Source organism: Acinetobacter rongchengensis (genome assembly GCF_003611475.1).
Taxonomy (GTDB): domain Bacteria; phylum Pseudomonadota; class Gammaproteobacteria; order Pseudomonadales; family Moraxellaceae; genus Acinetobacter; species Acinetobacter rongchengensis.
Genome location: NZ_RAXT01000002.1, coordinates 201,383 through 226,825 on the forward strand (window position 1 = coordinate 201,383; position 25,443 = coordinate 226,825).

At 39.5% G+C, this 25,443-nt stretch carries 21 protein-coding genes and 1 riboswitch; of the genes, 11 read left to right on the forward strand and 10 right to left on the reverse strand.

Going from position 1 to position 25,443, the window contains the following annotated elements; genetic code table 11:
* Window positions 1–193 precede the first annotated feature (193 nt).
* The 3 genes from ettA to D7V20_RS02335 form a co-directional block, all read right to left on the reverse strand.
* Complete coding sequence (ettA, locus tag D7V20_RS02325; RefSeq protein WP_120382730.1) at window positions 194–1,855, reverse strand: energy-dependent translational throttle protein EttA; 1,662 nt, start codon at window positions 1,853–1,855, stop codon at window positions 194–196.
* A gap of 180 nt (window positions 1,856–2,035) precedes the next feature.
* A complete protein-coding gene (locus tag D7V20_RS02330) occupies window positions 2,036–2,908 on the reverse strand; it encodes a hypothetical protein (protein WP_120382731.1) in 873 nt (290 codons plus the stop codon).
* 75 nt (window positions 2,909–2,983) lie between these two features.
* Window positions 2,984–4,528 carry an esterase-like activity of phytase family protein gene (locus D7V20_RS02335; RefSeq protein WP_120382771.1) on the reverse strand — a complete coding sequence of 515 codons (1,545 nt, stop codon included), beginning with the start codon at window positions 4,526–4,528 and terminating at the stop codon, window positions 2,984–2,986.
* A 256-nt stretch (window positions 4,529–4,784) separates the two neighbouring features.
* Between D7V20_RS02335 and D7V20_RS02340 the strand changes: the two genes are divergently transcribed.
* On the forward strand, window positions 4,785–6,062 hold the full coding sequence (locus D7V20_RS02340) for an O-acetylhomoserine aminocarboxypropyltransferase/cysteine synthase family protein (RefSeq protein WP_120382732.1): 1,278 nt from the start codon (window positions 4,785–4,787) through the stop codon (window positions 6,060–6,062).
* A gap of 88 nt (window positions 6,063–6,150) precedes the next feature.
* On the opposite strand, the gene phoU is transcribed toward D7V20_RS02340, so the two are convergent.
* Complete coding sequence (phoU, locus tag D7V20_RS02345; protein WP_089605250.1) at window positions 6,151–6,873, reverse strand: phosphate signaling complex protein PhoU; 723 nt, start codon at window positions 6,871–6,873, stop codon at window positions 6,151–6,153.
* A 485-nt stretch (window positions 6,874–7,358) separates the two neighbouring features.
* On the opposite strand from phoU, the gene D7V20_RS02350 reads away from it, so the two are divergent.
* The 6 genes from D7V20_RS02350 to gluQRS all read left to right on the forward strand — a co-directional run bounded on the left by D7V20_RS02350 (window position 7,359) and on the right by gluQRS (window position 13,956).
* The gene (locus D7V20_RS02350) at window positions 7,359–8,435 is read left to right on the forward strand and encodes a hypothetical protein (RefSeq protein WP_120382733.1); all 1,077 of its coding nucleotides are present in this window, start codon (window positions 7,359–7,361) and stop codon (window positions 8,433–8,435) included.
* A gap of 162 nt (window positions 8,436–8,597) precedes the next feature.
* Window positions 8,598–8,727: riboswitch (TPP riboswitch) on the forward strand.
* A gap of 146 nt (window positions 8,728–8,873) precedes the next feature.
* Window positions 8,874–10,781, forward strand: coding sequence for a phosphomethylpyrimidine synthase ThiC (gene thiC, locus D7V20_RS02355; protein ID WP_120382734.1), 1,908 nt, complete (start codon window positions 8,874–8,876; stop codon window positions 10,779–10,781).
* Window positions 10,782–10,856: 75 nt separating this feature from the next.
* Window positions 10,857–11,477: an NUDIX domain-containing protein gene (locus D7V20_RS02360; RefSeq protein ID WP_120382735.1), complete on the forward strand. Its 621-nt coding sequence runs from the start codon at window positions 10,857–10,859 to the stop codon at window positions 11,475–11,477.
* Between the two features lie 9 nt (window positions 11,478–11,486).
* On the forward strand, window positions 11,487–12,299 hold the full coding sequence (gene cpdA / locus D7V20_RS02365; RefSeq protein ID WP_120382736.1) for a 3',5'-cyclic-AMP phosphodiesterase: 813 nt from the start codon (window positions 11,487–11,489) through the stop codon (window positions 12,297–12,299).
* A 211-nt stretch (window positions 12,300–12,510) separates the two neighbouring features.
* Window positions 12,511–13,038 (forward strand): RNA polymerase-binding protein DksA, encoded by a 528-nt coding sequence (gene dksA, locus D7V20_RS02370; protein ID WP_120382737.1) that lies wholly within the window; start codon window positions 12,511–12,513, stop codon window positions 13,036–13,038.
* A 54-nt stretch (window positions 13,039–13,092) separates the two neighbouring features.
* Window positions 13,093–13,956 (forward strand): tRNA glutamyl-Q(34) synthetase GluQRS, encoded by an 864-nt coding sequence (gluQRS, locus tag D7V20_RS02375; protein ID WP_120382738.1) that lies wholly within the window; start codon window positions 13,093–13,095, stop codon window positions 13,954–13,956.
* Window positions 13,957–14,052: 96 nt separating this feature from the next.
* On the opposite strand, the gene ftsW is transcribed toward gluQRS, so the two are convergent.
* The 5 genes from ftsW to D7V20_RS02400 all read right to left on the reverse strand — a co-directional run bounded on the left by ftsW (window position 14,053) and on the right by D7V20_RS02400 (window position 19,260).
* Window positions 14,053–15,249 carry a putative lipid II flippase FtsW gene (gene ftsW, locus D7V20_RS02380; RefSeq protein ID WP_120382739.1) on the reverse strand — a complete coding sequence of 399 codons (1,197 nt, stop codon included), beginning with the start codon at window positions 15,247–15,249 and terminating at the stop codon, window positions 14,053–14,055.
* Window positions 15,250–15,270: 21 nt separating this feature from the next.
* Window positions 15,271–16,617 carry a UDP-N-acetylmuramoyl-L-alanine--D-glutamate ligase gene (murD, locus tag D7V20_RS02385; protein ID WP_120382740.1) on the reverse strand — a complete coding sequence of 449 codons (1,347 nt, stop codon included), beginning with the start codon at window positions 16,615–16,617 and terminating at the stop codon, window positions 15,271–15,273.
* 196 nt (window positions 16,618–16,813) lie between these two features.
* Window positions 16,814–17,065: a DUF6587 family protein gene (locus tag D7V20_RS02390; RefSeq protein WP_120382741.1), complete on the reverse strand. Its 252-nt coding sequence runs from the start codon at window positions 17,063–17,065 to the stop codon at window positions 16,814–16,816.
* 66 nt (window positions 17,066–17,131) lie between these two features.
* Window positions 17,132–18,994: a ferrous iron transporter B gene (feoB, locus tag D7V20_RS02395; RefSeq protein WP_120382742.1), complete on the reverse strand. Its 1,863-nt coding sequence runs from the start codon at window positions 18,992–18,994 to the stop codon at window positions 17,132–17,134.
* Window positions 18,991–19,260, reverse strand: coding sequence for a FeoA family protein (locus D7V20_RS02400; RefSeq protein ID WP_120382772.1), 270 nt, complete (start codon window positions 19,258–19,260; stop codon window positions 18,991–18,993). Before D7V20_RS02400 ends, feoB begins: the two co-directional genes overlap by 4 nt.
* Window positions 19,261–19,426: 166 nt before the next feature.
* Here D7V20_RS02400 and xerD point away from each other — a divergent pair, with 166 nt between their 5' ends.
* From xerD to thrC, 4 genes are all read left to right on the forward strand, one after another.
* Window positions 19,427–20,344 carry a site-specific tyrosine recombinase XerD gene (gene xerD, locus D7V20_RS02405; RefSeq protein ID WP_120382743.1) on the forward strand — a complete coding sequence of 306 codons (918 nt, stop codon included), beginning with the start codon at window positions 19,427–19,429 and terminating at the stop codon, window positions 20,342–20,344.
* Between the two features lie 169 nt (window positions 20,345–20,513).
* Window positions 20,514–21,326 (forward strand): thioredoxin fold domain-containing protein, encoded by an 813-nt coding sequence (locus D7V20_RS02410; protein WP_120382744.1) that lies wholly within the window; start codon window positions 20,514–20,516, stop codon window positions 21,324–21,326.
* A gap of 124 nt (window positions 21,327–21,450) precedes the next feature.
* The gene (locus tag D7V20_RS02415; protein ID WP_120382745.1) at window positions 21,451–22,755 is read left to right on the forward strand and encodes a homoserine dehydrogenase; all 1,305 of its coding nucleotides are present in this window, start codon (window positions 21,451–21,453) and stop codon (window positions 22,753–22,755) included.
* A 95-nt stretch (window positions 22,756–22,850) separates the two neighbouring features.
* Complete coding sequence (gene thrC, locus D7V20_RS02420; RefSeq protein WP_120382746.1) at window positions 22,851–23,990, forward strand: threonine synthase; 1,140 nt, start codon at window positions 22,851–22,853, stop codon at window positions 23,988–23,990.
* A gap of 211 nt (window positions 23,991–24,201) precedes the next feature.
* Here the strand turns inward: thrC and pbpG are convergent, their stop codons facing one another.
* The gene (pbpG, locus tag D7V20_RS02425; protein WP_120382747.1) at window positions 24,202–25,254 is read right to left on the reverse strand and encodes a D-alanyl-D-alanine endopeptidase PBP7/8; all 1,053 of its coding nucleotides are present in this window, start codon (window positions 25,252–25,254) and stop codon (window positions 24,202–24,204) included.
* Window positions 25,255–25,443 lie beyond the last annotated feature (189 nt).

The window sequence follows — 25,443 nt, forward strand, 5'->3', positions numbered from 1 at the left end:
GTCAGTTAAGTCTTTTTAAATCCTCACCTTTTTCAAAGGAGGGCGCATCAAGAATCTAAAATTATTTTAAATTCTCAATCGTTCCCCCTCTTTTTTAAAGAGGGGTTAGGGAAGATTCTTAAATGAGTAACGACTAAATTACTCTTCACTGACCAGTATTAGCCCAAAAGCTGGTTTTACTTTAAATCAGCGATTAACCGCCAATTTTTTTATACTTTGTACGTTTTTGTACAGCATCATCACCTAAACGAGATTGGCGGTATGCTTCATATTCAGCATAGTTACCTTCGTAGAATTCTGGCTGTTCATTTTCAAATGACAAGATATGAGTCGCAATACGGTCAAGGAACCAACGGTCATGCGATACCACCATGACAGTACCTGGGAATACAAGAATCGCATCCTCAAGCGCACGTAATGTTTCAATATCCAAGTCGTTCGATGGTTCATCGAGTAAGATCACGTTTGCACCCATTTGCAGGATTTTTGCAAGTTGTAAACGGTTACGCTCACCACCTGACAACTCACCTACACGTTTCTGCTGATCTTGGCCTTTAAAGTTAAAACGCCCAATATAAGCACGAGATGCGATTTCGTATTCACCGATTCTTAAGATATCTAAACCGCCTGAAACTTCTTCCCAAACTGTTTTGTTGTTATCCAAAGTATCACGGATCTGTCCTACATAAGCCACTTTTACTGACTCACCTAGGGTCACAGTACCTGTATCAGGTTGCTGTTCGCCAGTCATCATACGGAATAGCGTCGTTTTACCTGCACCGTTAGGCCCCACAATACCGACAATCGCAGTTGGTGGAACAGTGAAAGTTAAATCTTTATACAACAAACGACCGTCAAATGATTTACTGATACCTTCAATTTCTACAACCTTATTGCCCAGGCGTGGACCAGGTGGAATGTAGATTTCAGACGTTTCGTTACGTTGTTGGAACTCACGTGAGTTAAGTTCTTCAAAACGCTCCATACGCGCTTTGTTTTTCTTTTGCTGACCTTTGGCATTTGAACGAACCCATTCAAGTTCTTTTTTCAATGCTTTAGCAAAAGACTCTTCTTGTTTCTGTTCCTGCTCTAAACGTGCATTCTTTTGTTCTAACCAAGAAGAATAGTTACCTTGATATGGAATACCCATGCCACGGTCAAGCTCAAGAATCCATTCAGCAACGTTATCCAAGAAATAACGGTCATGCGTAATGGCAACAATCGTACCAGGGAAATCTTTCAAGAAACGTTCTAACCAAGATACAGATTCTGCATCCAAATGGTTTGTCGGTTCGTCTAGAAGTAACATGTCTGGTTTAGACAATAATAAACGACACAATGCAACACGACGGCGTTCACCACCTGAAAGCAAGCTTACATCTGCATCCCAAGCTGGAAGGTTTAATGCAGCAGCGGCTTGATCCATTTGGTTACTTAAGTTATGTGCATCCCAAGAATGGATAATCGCTTCAAGTTTTTCTTGCTCTTTCGCAAGCGCATCAAAGTCTGCATCTTCAGCAGCATATTCAGCAAAAACTTCATCCAAACGTGCCAATGCATCTAATGGTTCACGTAAACCATCTTCAACGTTACCGCGAACGTCTTTATTTGGATCTAATGGTGGTTCTTGCTCTAAATAGCCGATTTTGATACCTGGTTGCGCACGAGCTTCACCTGAGAAATCTTTATCTACGCCAGCCATAATACGAAGCAAGGTTGACTTACCTGCACCGTTTAAACCAAGCACACCAATTTTTGCACCTGGAAAGAATGATAAAGAGATGTCTTTTAGGATTTCGCGCTTAGGCGGAACCATTTTCGACACACGGTTCATCGTGTAAATATATTGGGCCACGTAGGACTCCTCTATAATGAGTAGAAATTCGCAAAACGCGAACAAATAAATGGCAATAATTATACGCTGAATTTATCTATTTTTGTTTAGATTCACCCAATTTGATCAAGATATTTTAAAAAGATCTCTTGACTATTTTCCAAGCATAACAAACCAACCATTTGCTTATCTCAAAGTGCATTAAGCACAAAAATTGGGTTGATACTGATAAACAAATTGTGTCTTGGTTTGAGTTGAACTTGGTGCATTGTAATTCGACAGTGATTTCAAAGCGGAAAAGCTAATCGCAGCACGCTGAACGACCTTATGGGTATAGTTTGCATTTGGATCTTGATATTTAAAAGACACTTCAACCACAGCAGGTTTCAAACCCGCATATGGCATTTGTGTGTACCATAAGCTCATATCCATCTCTGCATCAAACTCCCCCAAATCAATGGTCACACCACTATAACTTCGTTCATAAATGGTTAAACCACCTACAAGTGCTAAAGCCTGATTATCACTGATTGCAAAACTTTCTTTAAACTTTGGAAAATGTGTATGAATGTCTAAAAAGTCATTCAAAGTACGTGTATTAGGAACAGTGGTCGATTGACTTGCGCCCACCAAGAATCCTTGGGTTGCTGTTCGAGTAATATCATCTTCAAGTTTGGTTTTTGCACCTGAAGTTGGACTGCTTAAATCTGCAAAATCGGCCAGATAATGGTCGTAACTTCTAAATTTAAGCGTCACTTCAGATGTGCCATTTTCAATACGCTCTCTAAAACTGTAGCCAATATTATTGAGTAAGCAACTACTTGGAGAATCATAAAAGCGAATTTGACGTTGCTTATCTAGTGTTAAATTTCCCGAAACACTACGACCTGTTTGTTGAGCGATCATATTCTTAGCTTGCTGTATATAAGTATTTACATTCGCCGATTCATTGGAATAACTAAATTGATCGGCTTGTAATAACAACTTATATTCACGTGACGTCACTTGTGGTGCTGCCCAAGTGTTTGAAATGACAAAACCACTGCACAGTATGAGAAGAAATCTTTTATTCATTTTCAATCCTGCTTTTCTTTTTAAAATTTGAAAATTGTTATAAAAAAGCCACCGTTTTGGTGGCAGATCATGGGCTTATGGTGCTTTTAAATTTAATTTATCCACAATATACAAGGTGTTTATGTCGATACGAGTTCGGGCAGCGTCCAAGTATTTGGGTTCCATCCCTTTGCTGTTAAACCACAGCCCCATATCGTCATCATTTAAAATACCTAAAGTTGTATGATTGATCAGCCACAAACCTTCCATTTTGTCATGTGGATATTTCACAGCTTTACCCATATCTAGCACCAACGTCTTTGGTGCAGGTACAATATTCAAGGCTTTGAGCGCATCCCAACCTTGCTCAAGCTGGTATTCTTCTAAAGTCTTTCCAGCAATGGTTAGTCCTAATTTTTCATCTTGTTTAAGATTATTTTGCTCTTGAATATTTTCTAAATTAGTCGCTTTACTAAGATCGATACGATAGACATTTTTCATAACATTCGCTGAATCTTTATAAAATAAACCATCACGTTCTAAAACCAAAAATTGCGTATCACTTAAAGCCACTATCGCAGAGTTTGAATTCTCTTTTATTTCTTGTTGATACAAATACTGCGCTACTTTTCCTGTTTCTAGATTGAGGGTTACAATACGAGTCAATGTTGATTTATTGACATTTTTATTGGGCAAACTCAAAGTGGATTGCATAATACCCACCAACGTTTTTTGGTCTGGGGTAATGGTTAAACCTTCCATACCACGGTTTGCACGGCGATAGCTGAATTCTGCTGGTAATGTCCAATTGTTACGCTTATCTGCCTTAAATGGGTTAATACGACCAATTTCTTGACCATTCGCATCATAGTGCACCATGTGTGGACCATATTCATCACTGACCCAAAAAGTGCCATCTTTTAAGGCTGCAATTCCCTCACTGTCTAAGCCATAATCATCTAACTTGATTGGATTATTGACTGCATCAAAAGGTTTGCTTGAATCAACAGTAATCACTTTACCATTCATATCATAAGGTGTTTCACCTGTACCACCTAAAGCAGAGCTATTAGGTAGCCCACTGATCTCTTTACCATTGCGGTCTTTTAAAGAAGTCGTTTTAACCAGTTTCACTGTGCCGTTGTCTTGAACCTCAAACAAACCAATTTTAGGTACATAATCAGCAATCGCAAAAATCTTGCCTGCCCCATGCACACCATCATTAAAATCAGCATTCGGTCCACGATCTGTTAAGGCATAAAATTGCTTTTTATTGCTTGGATGTGCTGCAACATCTGAACCGAAACCACCCTGACGGATATCAAAAGTAGTATCAATGGTTGTTCCATTGGCATTATTTCTTCCCAATACTGTGAATGGAAGTTCGACACCTTGTGCGAAAAGATTCGTTTTACAACTGTCTTCTGTTTTGGTTATTTCGTTGGCTTCGAGTTTAGCATTTTGATTATTGTCTAAGCCACTTTGAACACGTGTACCACCCATCGAACACGCTTCATTACCAAACTCTAAAGCAATGGTTTCACTCAAGTTTTTTGTAGAAGATTGAGCGTCATCATCATCTGAACATCCAGTTAGACTCATCAAAGCACATAAAGCCAGCGTTAAAATCGTTTTTTTCATTATTGCAATTTTCATCGTCATTTTTGTTTGTTGTATGGTTTATTGAGTTGCTTATATTAATCGGGACAAATGACATCCGAATGACAATATCAACAAAGCTCAGTTTCGAGCAAAAGTACTCAAATTTAATGCTTTATTAAAATACCAAACAACAACGCTTATCATTTTTTATGATTTAAAAATACATAAACCAATGTTTACTTGAAATATTTATTTGATACACTCATTTGAAATTTAACAAAAAAGCTGAAAAAAGATGACTTATAAAGATGAAACCCTTGCGATTCATGCAGGCTATAGCCCCGAAGCAACCACCAAAGCTGTTGCCGTACCTATTTATCAAACCACTTCTTATGCATTTGATAATACCCAACATGGCGCAGACCTGTTTGACTTAAAAGTACAAGGCAATATTTATACTCGTATCATGAACCCCACAACTGCGGTGCTTGAACAACGCTTAGCTGCACTTGAAGGGGGTATTGGTGCATTGGCCTTGGCTTCGGGCATGTCTGCAATCACCTATTCCATTCAAACCATTGCAGAAGCGGGTGATAATATTGCCTCTGTTTCAACCTTATATGGCGGAACATACAACTTATTTGCGCATACTTTACCTAAACAGGGCATTGAGGTTCGTTTCTTTGACTATCAAAATCCTGAAGCTTTACGTGGTTTAATTGATGAAAAAACCAAATTGGTTTTTGTAGAATCAATTGGTAATCCATTGGGTAATATCATTGACCTAGAGGCCATTTCAAAAATTGCACATGAATATGGTATCCCTGTAATTGTCGATAATACTGTTGCAACCCCTGCTCTACTCAAACCGTTTGAGCATGGTGCCGATATCGTGGTGCACTCACTCACTAAATATATTGGTGGTCATGGCAATTCTATTGGCGGGGCGATCATCGATAGCGGTAAATTCCCTTGGGGTAAATACCCTGAGCGTTTTAAAGTCTTAAATACACCTGACCCAAGCTATCATGGTGTGAATTATGTTGAAGCTTTAGGCGAAGCGGCTTATATCGCACGTGCACGTGTGGTTCCACTGCGTAATACTGGTGCAGCAATCAGCCCATTGAGTGTATTTTTAATTTTACAAGGTTTAGAAACCTTAAGCCTACGTATGGAACGTCATACTGAAAACGCACAAAAAGTTGCTGAATATTTGCAACAACATCCAAAAGTGAAATGGGTCAATTACGCAGGTTTAACAGATCATCCTCAACATGCTTTGGCACAAAAATATGTCAAAGGAAAACCTTCAGCAATTTTGTCTTTCGGCGTTCAAGATGGACTTGAAGGCGGAACGCGCTTTATTGACGCTTTACAGCTATTCACACGTTTGGTCAATATTGGTGATGCGAAAAGCTTAGCTTGCCACCCTGCGACAACCACACATCGTCAGCTTAATGAAGATGAATTAAAGTCAGCAGGTGTCAGTATCGATATGGTTCGTTTGTCAGTAGGTATTGAACATATTGATGATTTAATTGCAGATTTAGAGCAAGCACTCGCTCAAGTTTAATGCTTACTTCACTTCAAACATCCAAGTAAAAGCCAAAAAAAGACCTGAAAAATTCAGGTCTTTTATGATTTGAATGATTAATTTTAAATTATTTACTTTGAACTTTTTGCTCAATTTCTTCGACACTGGTATGGCGTACATCAAAACCTTTCGCAATATAAATCACTTGCTCAGAAATATTACGTGCATGATCACCAATACGCTCTAAAGAACGTAATACCCACATCACATTAATTACACGACTAATATGACGTGGATCTTCAATCATATAAGTCATTAAAGTACGTGTTGCCGACTGATATTCACGATCAATATCTGCATCAGCCAATAAAACTTTTAATGCTTGATCAGCATCCACACGTGCAAATGCATCTAAAGCATCATGAATCATCACACGGACTTGGTTGCCAATATGACGCGTTTCCATATAGCCACGTGGTGACTCCCCCTCTTCACACAGCGTTTGCGCAATTCGTGCAATTTTTGCCGCTTCATCACCAATACGCTCTAAGTCTGTATTGGCCTTACTCATGGCAATCACCATACGTAAATCAATTGCAGCGGGATGGCGTCGGGCAAGAATTAATGTCAATGCTTCATCAATCTCACGTTCATAGCGGTTAACCGTATTATCTTGAAATTGAACATCAATTGCTAAATTGGCGTTGGTGTCTAATAACGCATGCACGGCATTTGCAACTTGCTGTTCGACCAGACCACCCATGGTCATAAATTTGGTATTTACATCCTGCAAATCTTCATTAAATTGAGAAGAAATATGATGCGTCAACACTGGATTACTTGGGCTCAAAGTCTGATACTCCACATACAGCAAAAAGCTTTTTTAGATTTAATATTAAACCATACTAATTATGAATCTTTTATGACAACTATTTCTCTTTCAGATGAAGCTTAAAGCATTTTCCAAGAAATGGATGTACTTCAAAATCGAGAAAGAGTGGCTTGAACTTAACCAAACAATCTAAATCATCTAAACAAATAAACTGTCGCAATCACAACCATCGATAGATATGCTCCCATTTATTTGTAATCTTTTTTTAATGGTCTTCGACTTAGATAAATGCTCTAAAACACTTATTTAAAACATCATCCAATTTTGACCGATACAATAAATTTATCATCAAATGATGATAAATTACCTTTGGTAGAGCCATCACCCGACTAAAGTATTAACGTTTTATGATCACAAAACTACAAAACATAGCATTTGTTTAGATGAGATTAAGCGACAATAACCCCGTACTGAATTGGGTAAATTTTTTTAATGATCGTCTAATGAAATTGTCTTACAAACTTTCTCATCTTATTCTTTGTTGTACCCTGATTGCACTTAGTAGTTTACTCACCGCTTGTGAAAAACCTGCGGCAGATATCGTGCAAGCAGCAAAAGAACCTCAACAAAGCGAACATTCCGTTCCCGATCTCGGTCAAATTTGCCAAAACTTAAAAAAAGAAATGATGGCAATGGATGCGCAAAGAACAACCTTGGCAATCGAGCAAGTCAATCAAGATATTCGTCTGTGCTTACCGTTAATGAAACCCGCTGAACAGAAAGAATTGATGCAACTTTCAAAACAAATGTATCAACAATTCTTACAGTTGGATCGAACTTCTGAACAGCAACACGCTTTTCAAACCTATGCTTTAGATCAATCTGCTTATCCTACCATTCAGCAAAGCCATTTCGAACAATTGAATATTCGTGACCAATATCTGCTACGTCATAAAGGTCAGGCTTATATCGAATTGATTGATCAAGGGGACAATAAAGTCACTTATCGAAGAAATCCGCAATATTTAGCCAAAGTTTTTGCACCATATTTAGATCAACCTGAGCAAAAATTTATAGAAAATCTTGCACAACAAAATGCCCAACCTCTGTTTAAAAATCAGAAACTCAACCTTGATCCTGAAGAAATTGCCAAAAGAGCAATTTTTTGGCAGGAATATACACGTAACTATCCTGAAAGCCCTTATATTGGCGATGCCCATTTCCTTGAAAATGCCTACACAAGTTTATTGTTTCTAGGGCCAGAAAATTCCCCGATTTCTTTAAATTTTGAAAATGCCAATGAAGTCGATAGCGCTAATTGGATGGTCATTGAACGTTTAGCCGACTCTGACGATGGTGCATTATCGACAAAAGCTCAAAAATTTGAACAATTTATCAATATGTCAACTGAACAACGCAGACAAAAAATTCAACTCAGCGTAAAAGAGCAAACTAAACTGGAGAATCATCCACAATTACTCGCCCTTTCTCAACTGAATCAGTTTTTAAATTTAAAACCGATTGATTTTAAAAACCTTAAAAAAGATTGTTTTAGTGATGCGATATGTAGCGCAATATAGTGATTTTCAACCTATTTATTTGTCTTTATTCAATCCCCTATAACAATAACAACGTCCAAGCGATTTAAACGAACGCTGCGATTGATCCATTTGAATATGAATACCACGATAAATTATACAAATTGCAAATCCAATTCAGGGTGAATATGTTAATATTTACCGCATAGCTTGACGGAGCGCGAGTAATTCCTCGCTGAGATTGGGTCAGTTCCTCGATTGAATGAACTTAAACCCAAGTACCGTTGAACCTGATCAGGTTAAGACCTGCGTAGGAATCAAGCCATCTAAAAACTCTTCGCTTTTTATTGATCTATTTTCGTAGAAATACACCAATATTCTTCGCCATTTAATGGCTCATACAAGGTAAAAAATAGATTCAATCTGCCACCGTTTTTGGTCGTGCTTGATTCGTTGATATCATTCATAAGGATCATTGCAATGAACCCATTAACGAATCTCTCTTCAAATGAATTATCTGCTCAACATGAGCAAGATGCCAAAGATCTCACCCGAATTTTACCTGCATCTCAAAAAGTCTATATCCAAGGTTCTCGCCCTGATATCCAAGTGCCTATGCGTGAAATCTCATTGACAGATACGCCAACAGGTTTAGGTGGTGAGCAAAATCCACCAGTGATGGTCTATGACACATCGGGGGTTTATACCGACCCTCAAGTTGAAATTGATCTCAATAAAGGACTGCCAAATGTCCGTGAAACGTGGATTGCTGAACGTAACGATACCGAACGCTTAGCAACGCTCAGTTCAAAATTCGGTCAGGAACGTCTAAAAGATATTCGTACTGCCGACATTCGTTTTGCGCATATTCAGAAACCGCGTCGTGCCAAACAGGGGCAGAACGTAACGCAGATGCATTATGCCAAACAAGGTATCATCACACCTGAAATGGAATATATTGCGATTCGAGAAAACCAGCGTCAACGTGAAGGCGTAGACATGCGTCAACATGCAGGTCAAAACTTTGGTGCTCGCAATCTCATGGAAATTACGCCTGAATTTGTGCGCAAAGAAGTTGCTGAAGGTCGTGCGATTATTCCTGCCAATATTAACCATCCTGAAATTGAACCGATGATTATCGGACGTAATTTCTTGGTGAAAATCAATGCCAATATCGGAAACTCAGCACTCGGTTCTTCTATTGATGAAGAAGTGGCCAAAATGACATGGGCAACACGCTGGGGTGCAGATACCATCATGGATTTATCAACAGGTAAGAACATCCATGAAACACGTGAATGGATTATTCGTAACTCACCTGTGCCTATTGGCACTGTTCCAATTTATCAAGCTTTAGAGAAAGTTGATGGTGTTGCTGAGAACCTTACTTGGGAAATTTTCAAAGACACGCTGATTGAACAAGCTGAACAAGGAGTGGATTACTTTACCATTCACGCAGGTGTACTTTTAAGATACGTTCCAATGACCGCCAATCGCCTGACAGGTATCGTTTCTCGTGGCGGTTCAATCATGGCGCAATGGTGTTTAGCGCATCACGAAGAAAACTTCCTCTATACCCATTTCGATGAAATCTGCGAAATTATGAAGGCTTATGATGTGTCATTCAGCCTCGGTGATGGTCTACGTCCGGGCTGTATTCAAGATGCCAATGATGAAGCTCAATTTTCAGAATTACGTACTTTGGGTGAGTTGACTCATCGTGCTTGGAAACATGATGTCCAAGTGATGATCGAAGGGCCGGGACATGTACCGATGCATATGATCAAAGAAAATATGGATCTGCAACTTGAAGTCTGCCAAGAAGCGCCATTTTATACATTGGGCCCTTTAACCACAGATATCGCACCAGGTTATGATCACATTACCTCTGCGATTGGTGCTGCAATGATTGGTTGGTACGGCACTGCCATGTTGTGCTATGTCACACCAAAAGAGCATTTGGGACTGCCCAATAAGAAAGATGTCAAAGACGGAATCATCACCTATAAAATCGCGGCACATGCAGCAGATTTGGCAAAAGGTCATCCAGGTGCTCAAGTACGTGATAATGCGCTCTCCAAAGCACGCTTTGAATTCCGTTGGGAAGATCAATTTAATCTAAGTTTAGACCCTGATACTTCTCGTTCGATGCATGATGAAACCATGCCTAAAGAGGCGCACAAGTCCGCACACTTCTGTTCGATGTGTGGTCCAAAATTCTGTTCGATGAAAATTACTCAGAATGTCAGAGATTATGCACAAAATCAGGTACAGAATCAGCAAAATGCAGAAAGTGCGATAGAAAACCAATCCATGATTGAAAATGGTCTTAAAACCATGAAATCCGTTTATCAGGAACACGGACAAAAGTTGTACCACAAAGTGTAAAGATGAAAAAATATATTTGTCTTTAATCATTTCTCAGTTAGGATGAAATGAACACGTTTCATCCTAATTTTACTCATGAATATCATTCAGCAAGCAACCTACTCTGATAAAGATGTGGAAATTCAATCTCGTGAATCTGCCTATCAAGGATTTGTTCAGATTGAAAAAATTAGCTTGCGACATCGTTTGTTTAATCAATCTAAATATACGACTGTCATCCAGCGTGAGCTCATTCGTCGAAAAGAAGCTGCTGGTGTACTCATTTATAATGACAAACAACGTAAATTTGCTTTGATTGAACAATTCCGAGTAGGTGCAATCGATGACCAAGTGTCGCCGTGGCAACTTGAAATTATTGCAGGTGTTTTGGATGGGAATGAGTCTCCAGAAAGCTGTATTCGAAGAGAAAGTATCGAGGAGTCGGGTTGCGAGTTAACTCAGCTTGAACTGCTATTCAGTTTCTACCCTTCTGCAGGTGCTTGTGATGAAATCTTTCATCTCTATGTTGCTCAAGCAGAATTACCATCTGAAGGCGGGGTCTTCGGTATGCCTGACGAAGGCGAAAATATAAAACTACATATTATTCAATACGCAGACTTAAATCTTTTATTCCAAAGTAATCGTTTATGTAATGCGCCAATCATTATGGCTTTACAGTGGCTACAACAACATGTAAACCAATTAGAAAATGTCTAGGGGAAAGGCATGCAATCAGAACAATCGTCGAATCCAATAAATAAAGATATCGTCTTCATTCAAATCACAGATACTCACCTGATGGATCACCCCGACGCAGAATTCGTTGGTATTAAGCCTGAAGAAAACTTTCACGCCATTATGAATGATATTCAGCAGCGCTATCCCAATATTGATCTTCTTTTACATACAGGGGATCTTGCACAGGCTGCTGTTCCTGCGACATATCATCGTTATTTAGCGTATATGCAAAAATTTGCGGTCGATTTTTATCATATTCCAGGTAATCATGACGATCTGGAGATCTTCCCTTTCCATACGCCAGCGCCTCATCCTACTGTTATCGAAGTGGGTCAATGGCGAATCGTGCTGTTAAATAGTGTGATTGCTGGGCAAACGGATGGATGGATTGCCACTGAGCAACTCCAGCATTTAAAGCACATTTTAGAACAACAACAAGATAAATATGTGGTACTTGCTTGTCATCACCATCCATTCGATATGCAGTCAGCTTGGTTAGATCAGCATAAATTAAAAAATGCTGAAGCATTTAAAGCTATATTAGCGCCATTTAAAAATATCAAAATGGTGCTTCATGGTCATGTGCATCAAGAATCATTAAATGAGTGGAATGGTATCCAATTTATTTCAACACCAGCCACTTGCGTGCAATTTAAGCCACTCAGCCAAGATTTTGCTTTTGATGCTATTGCACCTGGTTACCGTTGCTTACATTTAAAAAACAATGGCGAATTTGACACCATCGTTCATCGGTTAGATCACTTCAAAGTTACGATAAATGAAGAAATTTCGGGTTATTAGCTTTTCATTTTTATTTTTTTCCATTAAGTTATTCGACCTATAGAGATATGCTGAAAGTCGAATTAAGGGTGAGATGACTTTCATCTTTGTAAAAAAATCTATATGATGACGCCCCCAATGGATTCATTCTATTGGTAGTGATAAAAAATACTTGCATATCACCATATTTTTTACGTATAGAACAGTACGTATATGATGAGGAATGCCCTTTATGGCGAATGACAACCAAAATCAAATCTTGGATGAACAAACTCTAGTAGCAGATGACAAGTCTGCAAAGCGTGTGCGTAAAACCAAGCCAAAGACGAATGACAACGGTACTACAGCAAGTCTATTTGGTATCGAGCCTTATCAGCCGAAGAAAAATGAAGAATACATGTCTGAAGGGCAACTCGAACATTTCCGCAAAATTTTGCTCGCGTGGAAAGCAGAGTTAATGTCTGAAGTGGATCGTACCTTGAATACCATGCAAGATGAATCATCTTCTTTACCCGATGTAAATGACCGTGCAACGCAAGAAGAAGAATTTGCGATTGAATTACGTACTCGTGATCGTGAACGTAAACTTATTCGCAAAATTGAACAGTCGATTGAAGCGATTAAAAATGATGACTATGGTTTCTGTGAAACCTGTGGTATCGAAATCGGTTTACGCCGTTTAGAAGCACGTCCAACAGCGACTTTATGCATTGACTGTAAAACACTTGCAGAAATCAAAGAGAAGCAGAATAACGGTTAATGACGTTATTAATTAAATCCTCTACCCCCTTCTTTCGACAATGAGGGGGATAGAATGGTTTACAAAGGAAGATTTGCACCTTCACCCACAGGTCCACTACACTTTGGTTCACTCATCACTGCTGTTGCCAGTTATTGCGATGCCAAAGCCAACCAAGGCAAATGGATCGTTCGCATTGAAGATACCGATATTCCGCGTATCTACCCTGATAGTGAACAACATATTTTAAAATGCTTAGATGCCTTTGAATTTGAATCTGATGTTGAAATTATTTATCAAAGAAATCGCTTAGACCTTTACCATGCAGCGATAGAACAACTCAAACAAAAACAATTGGTTTATGCATGTGAATGCACACGTAAAATGCTTGGCTCAAATCATATCTATCTCGGAACTTGTCGGGAAAAACATTTAGATTTCACAAATCAAGCCATTCGAGTCAAAGTTTCAGATCAAAATATTTGTTTTCAAGACCGCCTACAAGGTCAGCATTGTTCAAATCTAATCACCGATTTGGGTGATTTCGTGCTTAAACGACGTGATGGCATTATCAACTACCAACTTGCTGTTGTGGTTGATGATTATTTACAAGGCATTACCCATGTCGTGCGTGGTGCAGATCTATTAGATAATACAGAACGTCAAATATGGTTAGGACAGCTTTTAGGCTATCCACAACTCGAATATATGCACCTTCCACTGGCCATGAATGCTCAAGGACAGAAACTCTCCAAGCAAAATCTTGCACAGGCGCTTGATATTCAATACGCACCTGAATTGCTTTCACAAGCGATTTCAGCGCTTGGTCAACCGTCTATAGAGATCGACCAGCCGCATAAAATGCTCGCTCAAGCTATCACACAATGGGATATTCGATTGATTCCTAAAGGGACTGAAATTCAAAGGATATTCAACTAACCCTTTAAATCGTTGTTTGAATAATGATGCAATAAAAAAGGTGTTACACCCAGTGATGTAACACCTTCTTCACATTAACAACTAAACCAATGTAGTTTAGAAGCTTGATTCTTCTCGTGCAGGATTGGCTTCCTTTGTCGATGCATCAATTTTTAAAATCAGGCTAATCATCACAGCACACATGATCAGTGAAGACCCACCATAACTAATGAAAGGCAAAGTCAAACCTTTGGTTGGCAACATTCCCATATTCATTCCAGCATTGACCAGAATTTGCAATAAGAAAATAATGCTAATGCCATAAGCCAAATAACCTGCTCTTAAATATTGATGGTTTAATGCACGCTGACCAATACGGATACAGCAAATCACCATTGCAAATGATAAAGCTAAAACAGTCGCAATACCGAAGAAACCAAACTCTTCACCTAAAATTGCAAGCATAAAGTCCGTATGCGCTTCAGGTAAATAAGACATCTTTTGGATACTATGCCCTAAACCCACACCAAACCACTCACCACGACCGAAGGCCATCAATGCATTGGAGAGTTGATAACCTGAACCTAGCGGGTCTGCCCAAGGGTTTGAGAATGACATCAACCGTTCATAACGATATGGCTCAAAGACAATCAGGAAAATAAAGGCTGAAAGAATCGCACCAAAAGCAATACCAAATTGAATCAGCGGTGCACCTGCTAAGAAGAATACACCAAGCATAGAAACCGCAATCACCACCGTTGCCCCTAAGTCGGGTTCAGCGATGATTAAACCCACTGTAAGTAACATCACAATGGCTAAGCGTAATAACCCTTTATAGTTACTACGTACTTCTTGTGCTCTGCGTACAACATAGTCTGCAGTAAAGATGGTCATCATGACCTTTGCCACCTCTGTGGCTTGCAAGGTAAACCCGCCTACACGAATCCACCGTGTTGAACCATTGACTTCTGTTCCCACCACTAAGACGGCGAGTAACAAAATAATGGTAATTAACCAAAGCGGAAAAGTATTGTTAAACCAAATATTTAACGAAATACGATAGGTGACCAAAGCAGCAACCAATGCCACTACGATCGAAATTGCATGTCGAATCACATAGTGAAATTCATTTTCATGCATACGTTCTGCATAAGGCATCGAAGCCGAAGCCACCATGACTGTGCCTATACATAACAGTGAAATGACGCAAAATATCAGTACATTACGAGGTGTAATCTCTGCTGGAAACTTAGGCACCCAGCGCTCATACACCTGATTAATTTTACTTATAGTCGTCTGAGCTAACCCAGCCATCCTGTTTTCCTTATGATTCTTTTAGTTCAAAGCATTTACATATTCAACAAAGCGCTGTCCGCGCTCTGGATAGCCTGTAAACATATCAAAACTTGCACATGCAGGTGATAATAACACCACATCATGCGCATGCGTATGTTGCTGAGCCAAAGTAACCGCTTCTTGCAAAGATTCAGCATGCAACAGTGTAGTTGTACCTGTAATTGCTTTTTCGATAATTGGGCGATCCTCACCCATCAAGACCGCAACTTTGGCATATTTTTGTAGTGAATCACGTAAAGCCGTAAAATCTTGCCCTTTACCCTGACCACCGAGAATAATCGCAACTTTGCCACCTTGCGCTTCAATCGCAGCACCTAAACCGTCAAGGGCTGCCAATGTTGCGCCAATGTTGGTTCCTTTAGAATCGTTATAATAACGAACATTGTTGACTTCTTTGACAAATTCACAACGATGCTCTAAACCTTTAAAGGTTTTTAACGTTTCTAACATTTTGTCTCTTGGCAAACCAATTGCTTCACCCAATGCCAAACAAGCCAAGGCATTGGCAACATTATGCGTTCCTTGAATATACAACTCTGAACTTTTCAACAAACGTTCACGACCACGTGCTAACCAAATTGTACCGTTATCTTCTCTGAGGATACCGTATTGATTTAAATCAGGAGCATTTAAACCAAAACTTTGCATTGGCGTTACATCTGGAACCAGCGGTCGTGTTAGTGAATCATCACGGTTATACACCACCTTTTTTACAGCTTGGAAAATTCGATGTTTTGCTGCGTGATAACCTGCCATATCACCATGACGATCTAAATGGTCTTCACTCATATTCAACACAACAGCAACTTCCGCCGCCAAATTAGACGTCGTTTCCAACTGAAAACTCGATAACTCCAATATATAAACATCTGGATCATCATGGGTTAAATCCAATGCGGGACGTCCTAGATTTCCACCTACAGCCGCTTTCACGCCGGCATCTTGTGCCATTAAACCAATCAAGGTGGTTACAGTACTTTTGGCATTTGAACCTGTAATAGCAACAATCGGTTTATCCGTTGCACGGCGTAAAATCTGAATTTCGCTGACAACTGGAATACCTTTTGCGATCGCTGCTTGAATTTCAGGAAGCTTCAAATCAAGCCCAGGACTAATAATAATTTCTTCAGCTTGCAACAATAAATCTTGATCAAGCATACCAAAGCTCGTTTGCACATCAGCTGGAATTTTGTCATGTCCTGGTGGAACTTCACGTGAATCGGTGACTGCAACTCGGTAGCCTTGTTCATGTAAGAAATTAACCGCTGAAACACCAGAAATACCGAGGCCAGCAACGACTTTTAAGCCACCACGTTGAATTAACATTATTGTCCCACTCAGAGTAAATTTTGAAACTTGCAAAATGTTAGCACTTTGGCGATTTGAAAGCTTTTTCTGTTTTTGATTTCTTGATAATTTTTTGTGTCAGTCCGTAAAAATATTGTCATCATGCTTTGAGAGAATACCAACAAAAAAAGCCATTCTAAGTTCTAGAATGGCTTTTTAAATTTAGTAGAGTGATTTACTTCCACTTGACTGCTTGAACCTCAGATTTTTTTGGTGCTTCTGCATCATTGCTTGAGCAACCACAACCACCGCCACAACCAGCAACCATCGCAGGCTGTAACCATTTTGCTAAACTATTCCAGCCTTTCGAACGACAAAATTGAGAGAGTTTCGAAAATACCGAATATGCTGACTTTGGAAATACTTTCTTAAAAACAAAGATTGCACTCCAAACCACCAATGCTGTAATAATCAATAATTCAATCATCTCAAGCTCCTTCGCTTATAGACTTCAATAAAACCTAACCGTCACTCAGAAAAATCAATTCAACTTTTATAAGCCAAAATAGCCCGAAGCAATTTGGTACGTTAAAAATGCCATCAAGTATGCCAAACCAAATAAATAAGCGGTCATCCCTGCTACAGTTTTCCAAGATCCTGTTTCACGCTTTACAGTTGCTAAAGTCGCTAAACAATGGGGTGCATAGATAAACCACACTAAAAGTGACAAACCCGTTGCTAGAGACCAACTCAAATCACCCTGACTGATCAATTGCGATAAACCTTGAGTCACAGCATCTTCATCAGTCGCAGACAATGCATAAACCACACCTAACGATGCAACCAACACTTCACGTGCTGCCATTGCTGGAATTAAAGCAATACAAATCTGCCAGTTGAAACCAAGTGGTGCAAAAATCGGTTGCATAAAATGCCCCAACATCCCAGCAAACGAATAATCAATCGCAGGTAAAGTTGCACCTTCAGGGGGTTGCGGGAAAGTACACAAGAACCACAACAAGATTGATAAAGCGAAGATAATCCCCCCCACACGCTTTAAGAAAATCTTGGCACGATCCAACAATCCAATCCAAACACTTTTAATATCTGGGATACGATAACTTGGCAATTCCATTAGCAAAGCGTGTTGAGATTTATCTCTTTGCAAAAACTTCAGCACAGTTGCAACAATTAAAGCACTGACAATACCGGACATGTAGAGGCCAAACAGTACCAAACCTTGCAAATTAAACATGCCCCAAACCATTTTTTCTGGAATAAACGCAGCAATTAACAACGCATATACAGGTAAGCGTGCAGAACAGGTCATCAATGGTGCAACAAAAATCGTGGTTAAACGATCACGTGGATCACTGATACTGCGTGTCGCCATAATTCCTGGTACAGCACAAGCAAAGCTTGAAAGTAAAGGAATGAATGCACGACCACTAAGGCCTGCTTTAAACATCAATTTATCAAGTAGAAATGCAGCGCGAGGTAGATAACCTGATTCTTCTAAAACAAGAATAAAAAAGAATAAGATTAGAATTTGCGGTAAGAACACCACAACACCACCCGCTCCTGCAATAATCCCATCTACAACTAAACTCTTCAGCAAAGGATGCGAAATCAATGGACCAACAGACTCACCTAACCATGCAAAACTATCTTCAATCAAGGTCATGACAGGTTCTGCCCAAGCAAAAACTGCTTGAAAGACCACAAACATCATCAATGCAAGCGTCAACAAACCTAAAACTGGGTGCAAAAATATTTTATCGAGGAAGTCTGTACGCTTATCTTCATGGTCAATAAAAATCACCACATCTTTTAAGATTTGGTCAATTCTTTCGTGATTTGAACCAGATAAATTAACATCACTCAGCTCAGTATCAGGTGTTTTGAATTTTTCATCATCCAAAGCAGCCATCAGGTTTTCGATCCCTGCATTACGCACAGCCACCGTTTCTACAATAGGTACACCTAAACGTTGCGACAATTTTTGCGTATTGATCTGCATACCACGGCGGCGAGCTTCATCCATCATGTTCAAAACAAGTAGAATCGGTTTACCTTGTTCAATCACTTCTAGAACCAAGCCAAGATGAAGTTTTAAATTCGTCGCATCGACAATACATAAAAACGCATCCTGGTCTTGTTCTTCGGCAATTTGCCCCATCACTACATCGCGAGTAATGGCTTCATCGGGACTGGTTGCATTTAAACTATATGTTCCAGGTAAATCCAAAACACGCACTGCACGACTTGAAGGTAGATTAAATGTACCGACTTTGCGTTCAACGGTTACCCCAGCATAGTTGGCAACTTTTTGGCGCGTTCCTGTTAAATGATTGAAAAGTGAAGTTTTACCGCAGTTAGGATTTCCGACTAAAGCGACTTTTAATGTTTCGCTCATGTCGGAGCTCCTTCCAATACATCATGAATTTCAATTTTGGCAGCCTCAATTTTACGCAAAGCAAAACGAGTAAAACCAACCTGAATCAAAATAGGGTCCCCACCAAAAATACCTTTAGTGATGACTTGAACACGTGTGCCAGGCACAAAACCCAATGTTTCCAAACGACTCGCCACTAAATCTGGCTGATTGACATTATCTTCTGAGGTACGATAAACCTTGCTGATAATGGCAGTTTGCTTTACTTTCAAGTCTGACAAACGCACTGCAACTAATCCTAAAATTAATTCGATATATAATTTATTATACATACAAATGAGAATAATTACCAAATAAGGTTTGATTACAATTCTCATTTCCTACAGGATTCGACTTCACATTATTTTTAGTCTACATTTCAACAATAAACCGAAATTTATATACTTTAAACTCATGCTCAATAAAAAACCACGGATTCCAACAGCGGTAACAATTCCAGAAAATTTAAGTTTTCTAAATGGTTTTCGTGACTATTTAATTGCACAAACAGTCAGTCCACATACACGCAATGCTTATTTATCCGATTTAATTCAATGTAGTGAAGCAATGAATTCACATTTACCCGATTGGACTGCTGACGATATTTCTGATGTATTGATCAAACTCACCAAACAAGGTAAAAGCCCACGTTCAATTGCACGCTCCCTCTCTGCATTGCGATCTTTTTTTAAATTTCTTCGAGAACAAAAAATTCGTCTAGATAATCCTGTCGCAACACATAAAACCCCAAAGTTAGGTCGAGCATTGCCTAAAGATTTATCTGAGCAAGATGTTGACGCTTTGATCCAAGCACCAGACACAGAAACTGCGTTGGGTTTACGTGATCGTGCCATGTTTGAAGTGCTTTATGCATGTGGTTTACGGGTCACTGAATTGTTAAATTTAAGATTAGAGTTGATCAATTTAAAACAAGGCTATTTACGCATTACAGGCAAAGGCAATAAAGAGCGCTTAGTTCCTTTAGGCGAAGTGGCTTGTGAATGGGTTGAGAAATATTTAACACATGCTCGACCACAACTGTATAAATCCGCTACGGATTATTTATTTTTGACACAGCATGGCGGCATTATGAGTCGCCAAAATTTTTGGTATGCCATTAAGCGTTATGCCTTACAAGCCAATATTCAATCTGAATTATCGCCACATACACTCAGACATGCTTTTGCAACCCATCTGTTAAACCATGGTGCAGATCTACGTGTCGTTCAAATGCTCCTCGGACATAGCGACTTATCCACCACACAAATTTACACACATGTCGCACAAGTTCGTATGCAACAATTACATGAAAAGTATCACCCTCGGGCTTAAACTTAAGTCAGTAATTCCTGAATTTTTTAAATGAACAGTATTGTGGGTATATATCGGCAATTTCTATCCCTTAATCAAGTTTTAACGAATATCGTCAAAAATTTTGTTATGCTAATTCCCTCAAAGCGAATTCGCTCAAATCATGCTGAAAAAACATAAAGAGTTATTTATGCAATTTAATCGTTCAAAAGTGATGCTCGCTTGTGTAGTTGCAAGTGCAATGGCATTAGGTGCTTGTTCAAAAAACCAAGACTCAAAAAAAGATGACACCCTAACAGCAACTTCCCCAGCGACTGGTGAAGCATCTAATTTAACTGAGCGAAATAAACAACAGCGTTTAATTCAAACATTACAAGCCAATTTCAAAAAAGCCGACATCAATGCCAAAATTTTAGATGTTAAACCAACTGAAATGCCAAATATGTACTGGGTGAGCATGGAAGGTATGAGTTCGGTTTATGCAACTGCTGATGGTAAATACCTTATTCAAGGTGATGTAATTCGCTTAGGCGATAAAAAACTCAGTAGTATTGGTGACAAAATTCAAGCCACTGAGAACAAGAAACATTTTGCCAGCTTAAAAGTTGAAGACTTGCTGGTTTACCCTGCGCAAGGTAAAGCCAAACATGTGGTTTATGTGTTTACCGATGCAAGTTGCCCATATTGCCATAAACTGCATGAGCATATGAGCGAGATCACAGCAAAAGGAATTGAAGTTCGCTATATTGCATGGCCACGTGGTGAGCAATTTATCCCTGCAATGGAAAGTGTGTGGTGTAGTGCAAACCGCCAAACTGCTTTTGACCAAGCAATTGCAGGCGTTGCACTTCCACCTGCGACATGTAAAAACCCAGTTCGTGATCAATATGCTTTAGGTCTTAAAATGGGTGTCAATGGTACACCAGCGATTTATAGTTCAGAGGGTGAATATCTAGGTGGTTACATGACTGCAGACGAAATTGAAAGCCGTTTAAATAAATAGTTTTTATCAATAAATTTACTATTATTTATACATCAATATAAAGTGCGCCAGACCCTAGAGTCTGGCGCATTTTTTAGCTATGATCTAAGCTTAATATAATTTATATGCATAATTGGAGTGTGACGTGAAACCAGTTCGTCTGGCAATACTCGGTCTAGGTACCGTAGGCGGTGGAGCCCTTAAACTACTACAAGAAAACGCTGCCGAAATTCGACGTCGCACCGGTCGTGAAATCGAAATTACTCATGTGGGTACGCGTCGCCCACGTCCAGATTTAGACCTACCTGCAACGATTAAACAAAGTGCAGATTTACTCGATATCGTACGCCAACCTGATGTCGATGTTGTGGTTGAAGTTATGGGTGGTATTCACCCTGCTTATGAAGTCATTATGGAAGCCATTAAACATGGCAAACAAGTTGTTACAGCAAACAAAGCACTTTTAGCAGAACATGGTAATGAGTTGTTTAAAGCTGCTGATGATCATCATGTGCAAATTGCCTTTGAAGCCGCTGTAGCGGGTGGTATTCCGATTATTAAAGTCATCCGTGAAGGTTTAGCAGCCAATAAGATTGAATGGCTTGCTGGAATCATTAATGGTACAGGAAACTTTATCCTCACTGAGATGAGTGAAAAGGGTCGTGCCTTTGCAGATGTACTTAAAGAAGCGCAAGAACTCGGCTATGCAGAAGCAGATCCAACATTTGATGTTGAAGGGATTGATGCTGCGCATAAACTGACCATCCTAGCTTCATGCGCATTTGGTATTCCCTTACAGTTTGACAAAGTTTATACCGAAGGCATTACCAAAGTTACTGCCCAAGATGTAAAATATGCAGAAGAACTAGGCTATAAAATCAAACATTTAGGTATTGCACGCCGTTCAGCAAAAGGCATTGAACTTCGTGTACACCCAACCTTAATTCCTGATGAAGAACTCATTGCCAATGTAAATGGCGTCAAAAATGCAGTCTTGGTTCAAGCCAATGCAGTTGGCCCAACATTGTACTATGGTGCAGGTGCAGGTGCAGGCCCTACAGCTTCTGCTGTCGTTGCCGATGTTGTGGATATTGTCCGTGACATTATTTATACCGAAGATGGTGCAGGTACTATTCCTCAACTTGCATTTGAGGCTTTATCTGATCTGCCAATTTTAAACAGTGATGAAATGACAACGGGATATTACATTCGTTTGAATGCTGAAGATCAAACTGGCGTACTTGCAGATGTAACAACAATTTTAAGTCGTGCTGGTATTGGTATTGATGCCATCATGCAGCAACCACGCCTAAAAGATTTGATTCCTATTGTGATTTTAACGGATCCAATTCAAGAATCGATCATGAATGCTGCACTTTCTCAAATTCAAGCTTTACCTGCTATTCATGGCGAAATCGTCAGAATTCGTTTAGAATTGCTCGATAACTAATCGGCTTTTGAATCCCCCTAAATTGTTTTTATGGAAAAGAGTTTAGGGGTTGCAACAATATCTTTATTTGCTCTACATACAATTGGAACACCATCATGTCTCATGCCAATCGCTATACAGGACTTGTTGATCGCTATCGTGACCGCTTACCAGTATCTAAAACCACACGTGCTATTTCTTTAAATGAAGGTAATACACCACTCATTAAATTAGACAATATTCCAGGTATTATTGGTAAAAATGTTGAAATTTATGTGAAGTATGAAGGTTTAAATCCAACTGGTTCATTTAAAGACCGCGGTATGACCATGGCTGTAACCAAAGCAGTTGAAGAAGGTTCTAAAGCAATTATTTGTGCATCTACAGGTAATACTTCAGCGGCGGCGGCGGCGTATGCAGCTCGTGCTGGTATTAAAGCATTTGTTTTAATTCCAGAAGGCAAAATTGCAATGGGTAAAATGGCTCAAGCCATGATGTACGGCGCAATTACCATGCAAATCCGTGGTAACTTCGATGACGGTATGCGTCTTGTTAAAGAAGTTGCAGATCAAGCACCTGTAACGATTGTCAACTCAATCAACCCATACCGTTTGCAAGGTCAAAAAACCATTGCTTATGAGATTGTCGAAGCTTTAGGTCGTGCGCCTGATTATCACTGCTTACCTGTAGGTAATGCGGGTAATATTACTGCTCATTGGATGGGTTATACCGAAGCTGTTGCAAACCAACCCGTTGAAGAATTTGAACAAGTGGTTTATGACGCAGCAACGGACAAGTTCACAGGTCCAAACCCTGAAGGTCGTCCGATCATGGTGGGCTATCAAGCATCTGGCGCTGCACCATTCTTACGCGGTGGTCCAGTTGAAAACCCTGAAACTGTTGCAACAGCAATTCGTATTGGTAACCCGCAAAGTTTCAACCATGCTAAAGCAGTAGTACGTGACTCAAATGGCTGGTTCGATGAATTGACAGATACTGAAATTCTAGAAGCTCAACGTCTACTTTCTATGTACGAAGGTGTATTTGTTGAACCTGCTTCTGCTGCCTCTATTGGTGGTGCGATTCGTGACATTAAAGCAGGTAAAATTCCTGAAGGCTCAGTCATTGTTTGTACAGTAACAGGGAATGGCCTAAAAGATCCTGATACAGCAATCAAGCAATGCGCTGATGCAGTGATGTTGTCAATTGATGCCACTATGGATCAAGTGAAAGATTCGATCCTTTCAAATATGTAAGAATAGCGTTTGAAATAAAAAAACCAGTTGCTCACAACTGGTTTTTTTATTTGTACTGCCCTATTCTAAGATAATGCTTTTATCTTTCAAAAATCATCATTTCAATGTGAATAAAAAATCTTGATCTGAATCATTTAGCTCAATGAAAAATTGATAATCTTTAGGTATAAAAAAAGCTCCTCATATCAGAAGAGCTTTTTAGGTCAAACGATTAAATACGTTTTGGTAAATGACTTACCCAATTCAACAAATTGGTTGCATCATTGGTACGTGCTTGAGATGAGCTAGCACCAAGTAATACAACTACTGCTGGGCGGCTGTTTACAGTGGTATGCATCACCACACAACGCCCCGCTTCATTGATATAACCTGTTTTCGAAATATTGATATTCCAACCACCATTACGAACCAATGCATTGGTATTATTCGACTTTAGAACACGATACCCTAAATTAAAGTCATAATGTGCTGTTGTTGAAAACTGACGAATAAGTCCATACTGAGAAGCGGCACTGACCAAAATACCCAAATCACGCGCCGAAGATATATTACGTGGATCTAAGCCTGTCGATTCAGCATAATGGGTAGAATTCATACCCAACTGACGTGCTTTCGCATTCATTGCTGCAACGAATGCCTGACGTCCACCTGGATAAGTACGGGCCAAAGCTGCGGCTGCAGGGTTCTCAGATTTCATCAATGCAACCAGCAACATTTCAGCACGATTCATTGTATCGCCTGCTTTTAATGTTGAACTTGAGTTTTTACCGCCTGCACCAGCAAAATCAATTTGCTGTAACGTGATATCTTCTGACATATCCAAACGTGCATCAGCAGTAATCACAGCCGTCATCAATTTAGTAATGGATGCAATTGGCATCGCCGTATTGGTATTTTTACTAAACAGTACTTCACCTGTTTTTGCATCCATCACCAAAGCAGCACGTGCATTGACAGAAGGTTGGTTGCTAAAACTATTGGTATCTACAATCTGTACAGATTTATTGGTCAAAGCTGCAGGTGCAGCATTTGAAGCACGAATTGTTGTAGTTAAAGTCGTCGAACCTTGCGGAGACGGCTCGTCTGCATCTTCTACAGAGTCATCATTCAACAATTGGCTTGCATCAGAAGAAGACCAACTCACAGTCGCTTGTCCTGCCGCCCCTGATGAATTCATGACGATGTCAGCAAAACCAGTTGAACTCAAACTGAGTAGTACTGATAAACTCAGTACATTCATTAACGTTTTTTTGGAATTTTTCACGATAATTTACTCATCTCAGGGAGGTTTTCACAAACTTGCTAATTGCCTCAAATATGACTTACATTTACACTCAAACGTGACTATATTAAAACAAATATTTTAATCACAGTAATGTGCATAAATATTTTACGGGTATTAGGAATAGCATTGCCAATTTTGTGATGACATTGCAAGTATTTTTTGCGTTGT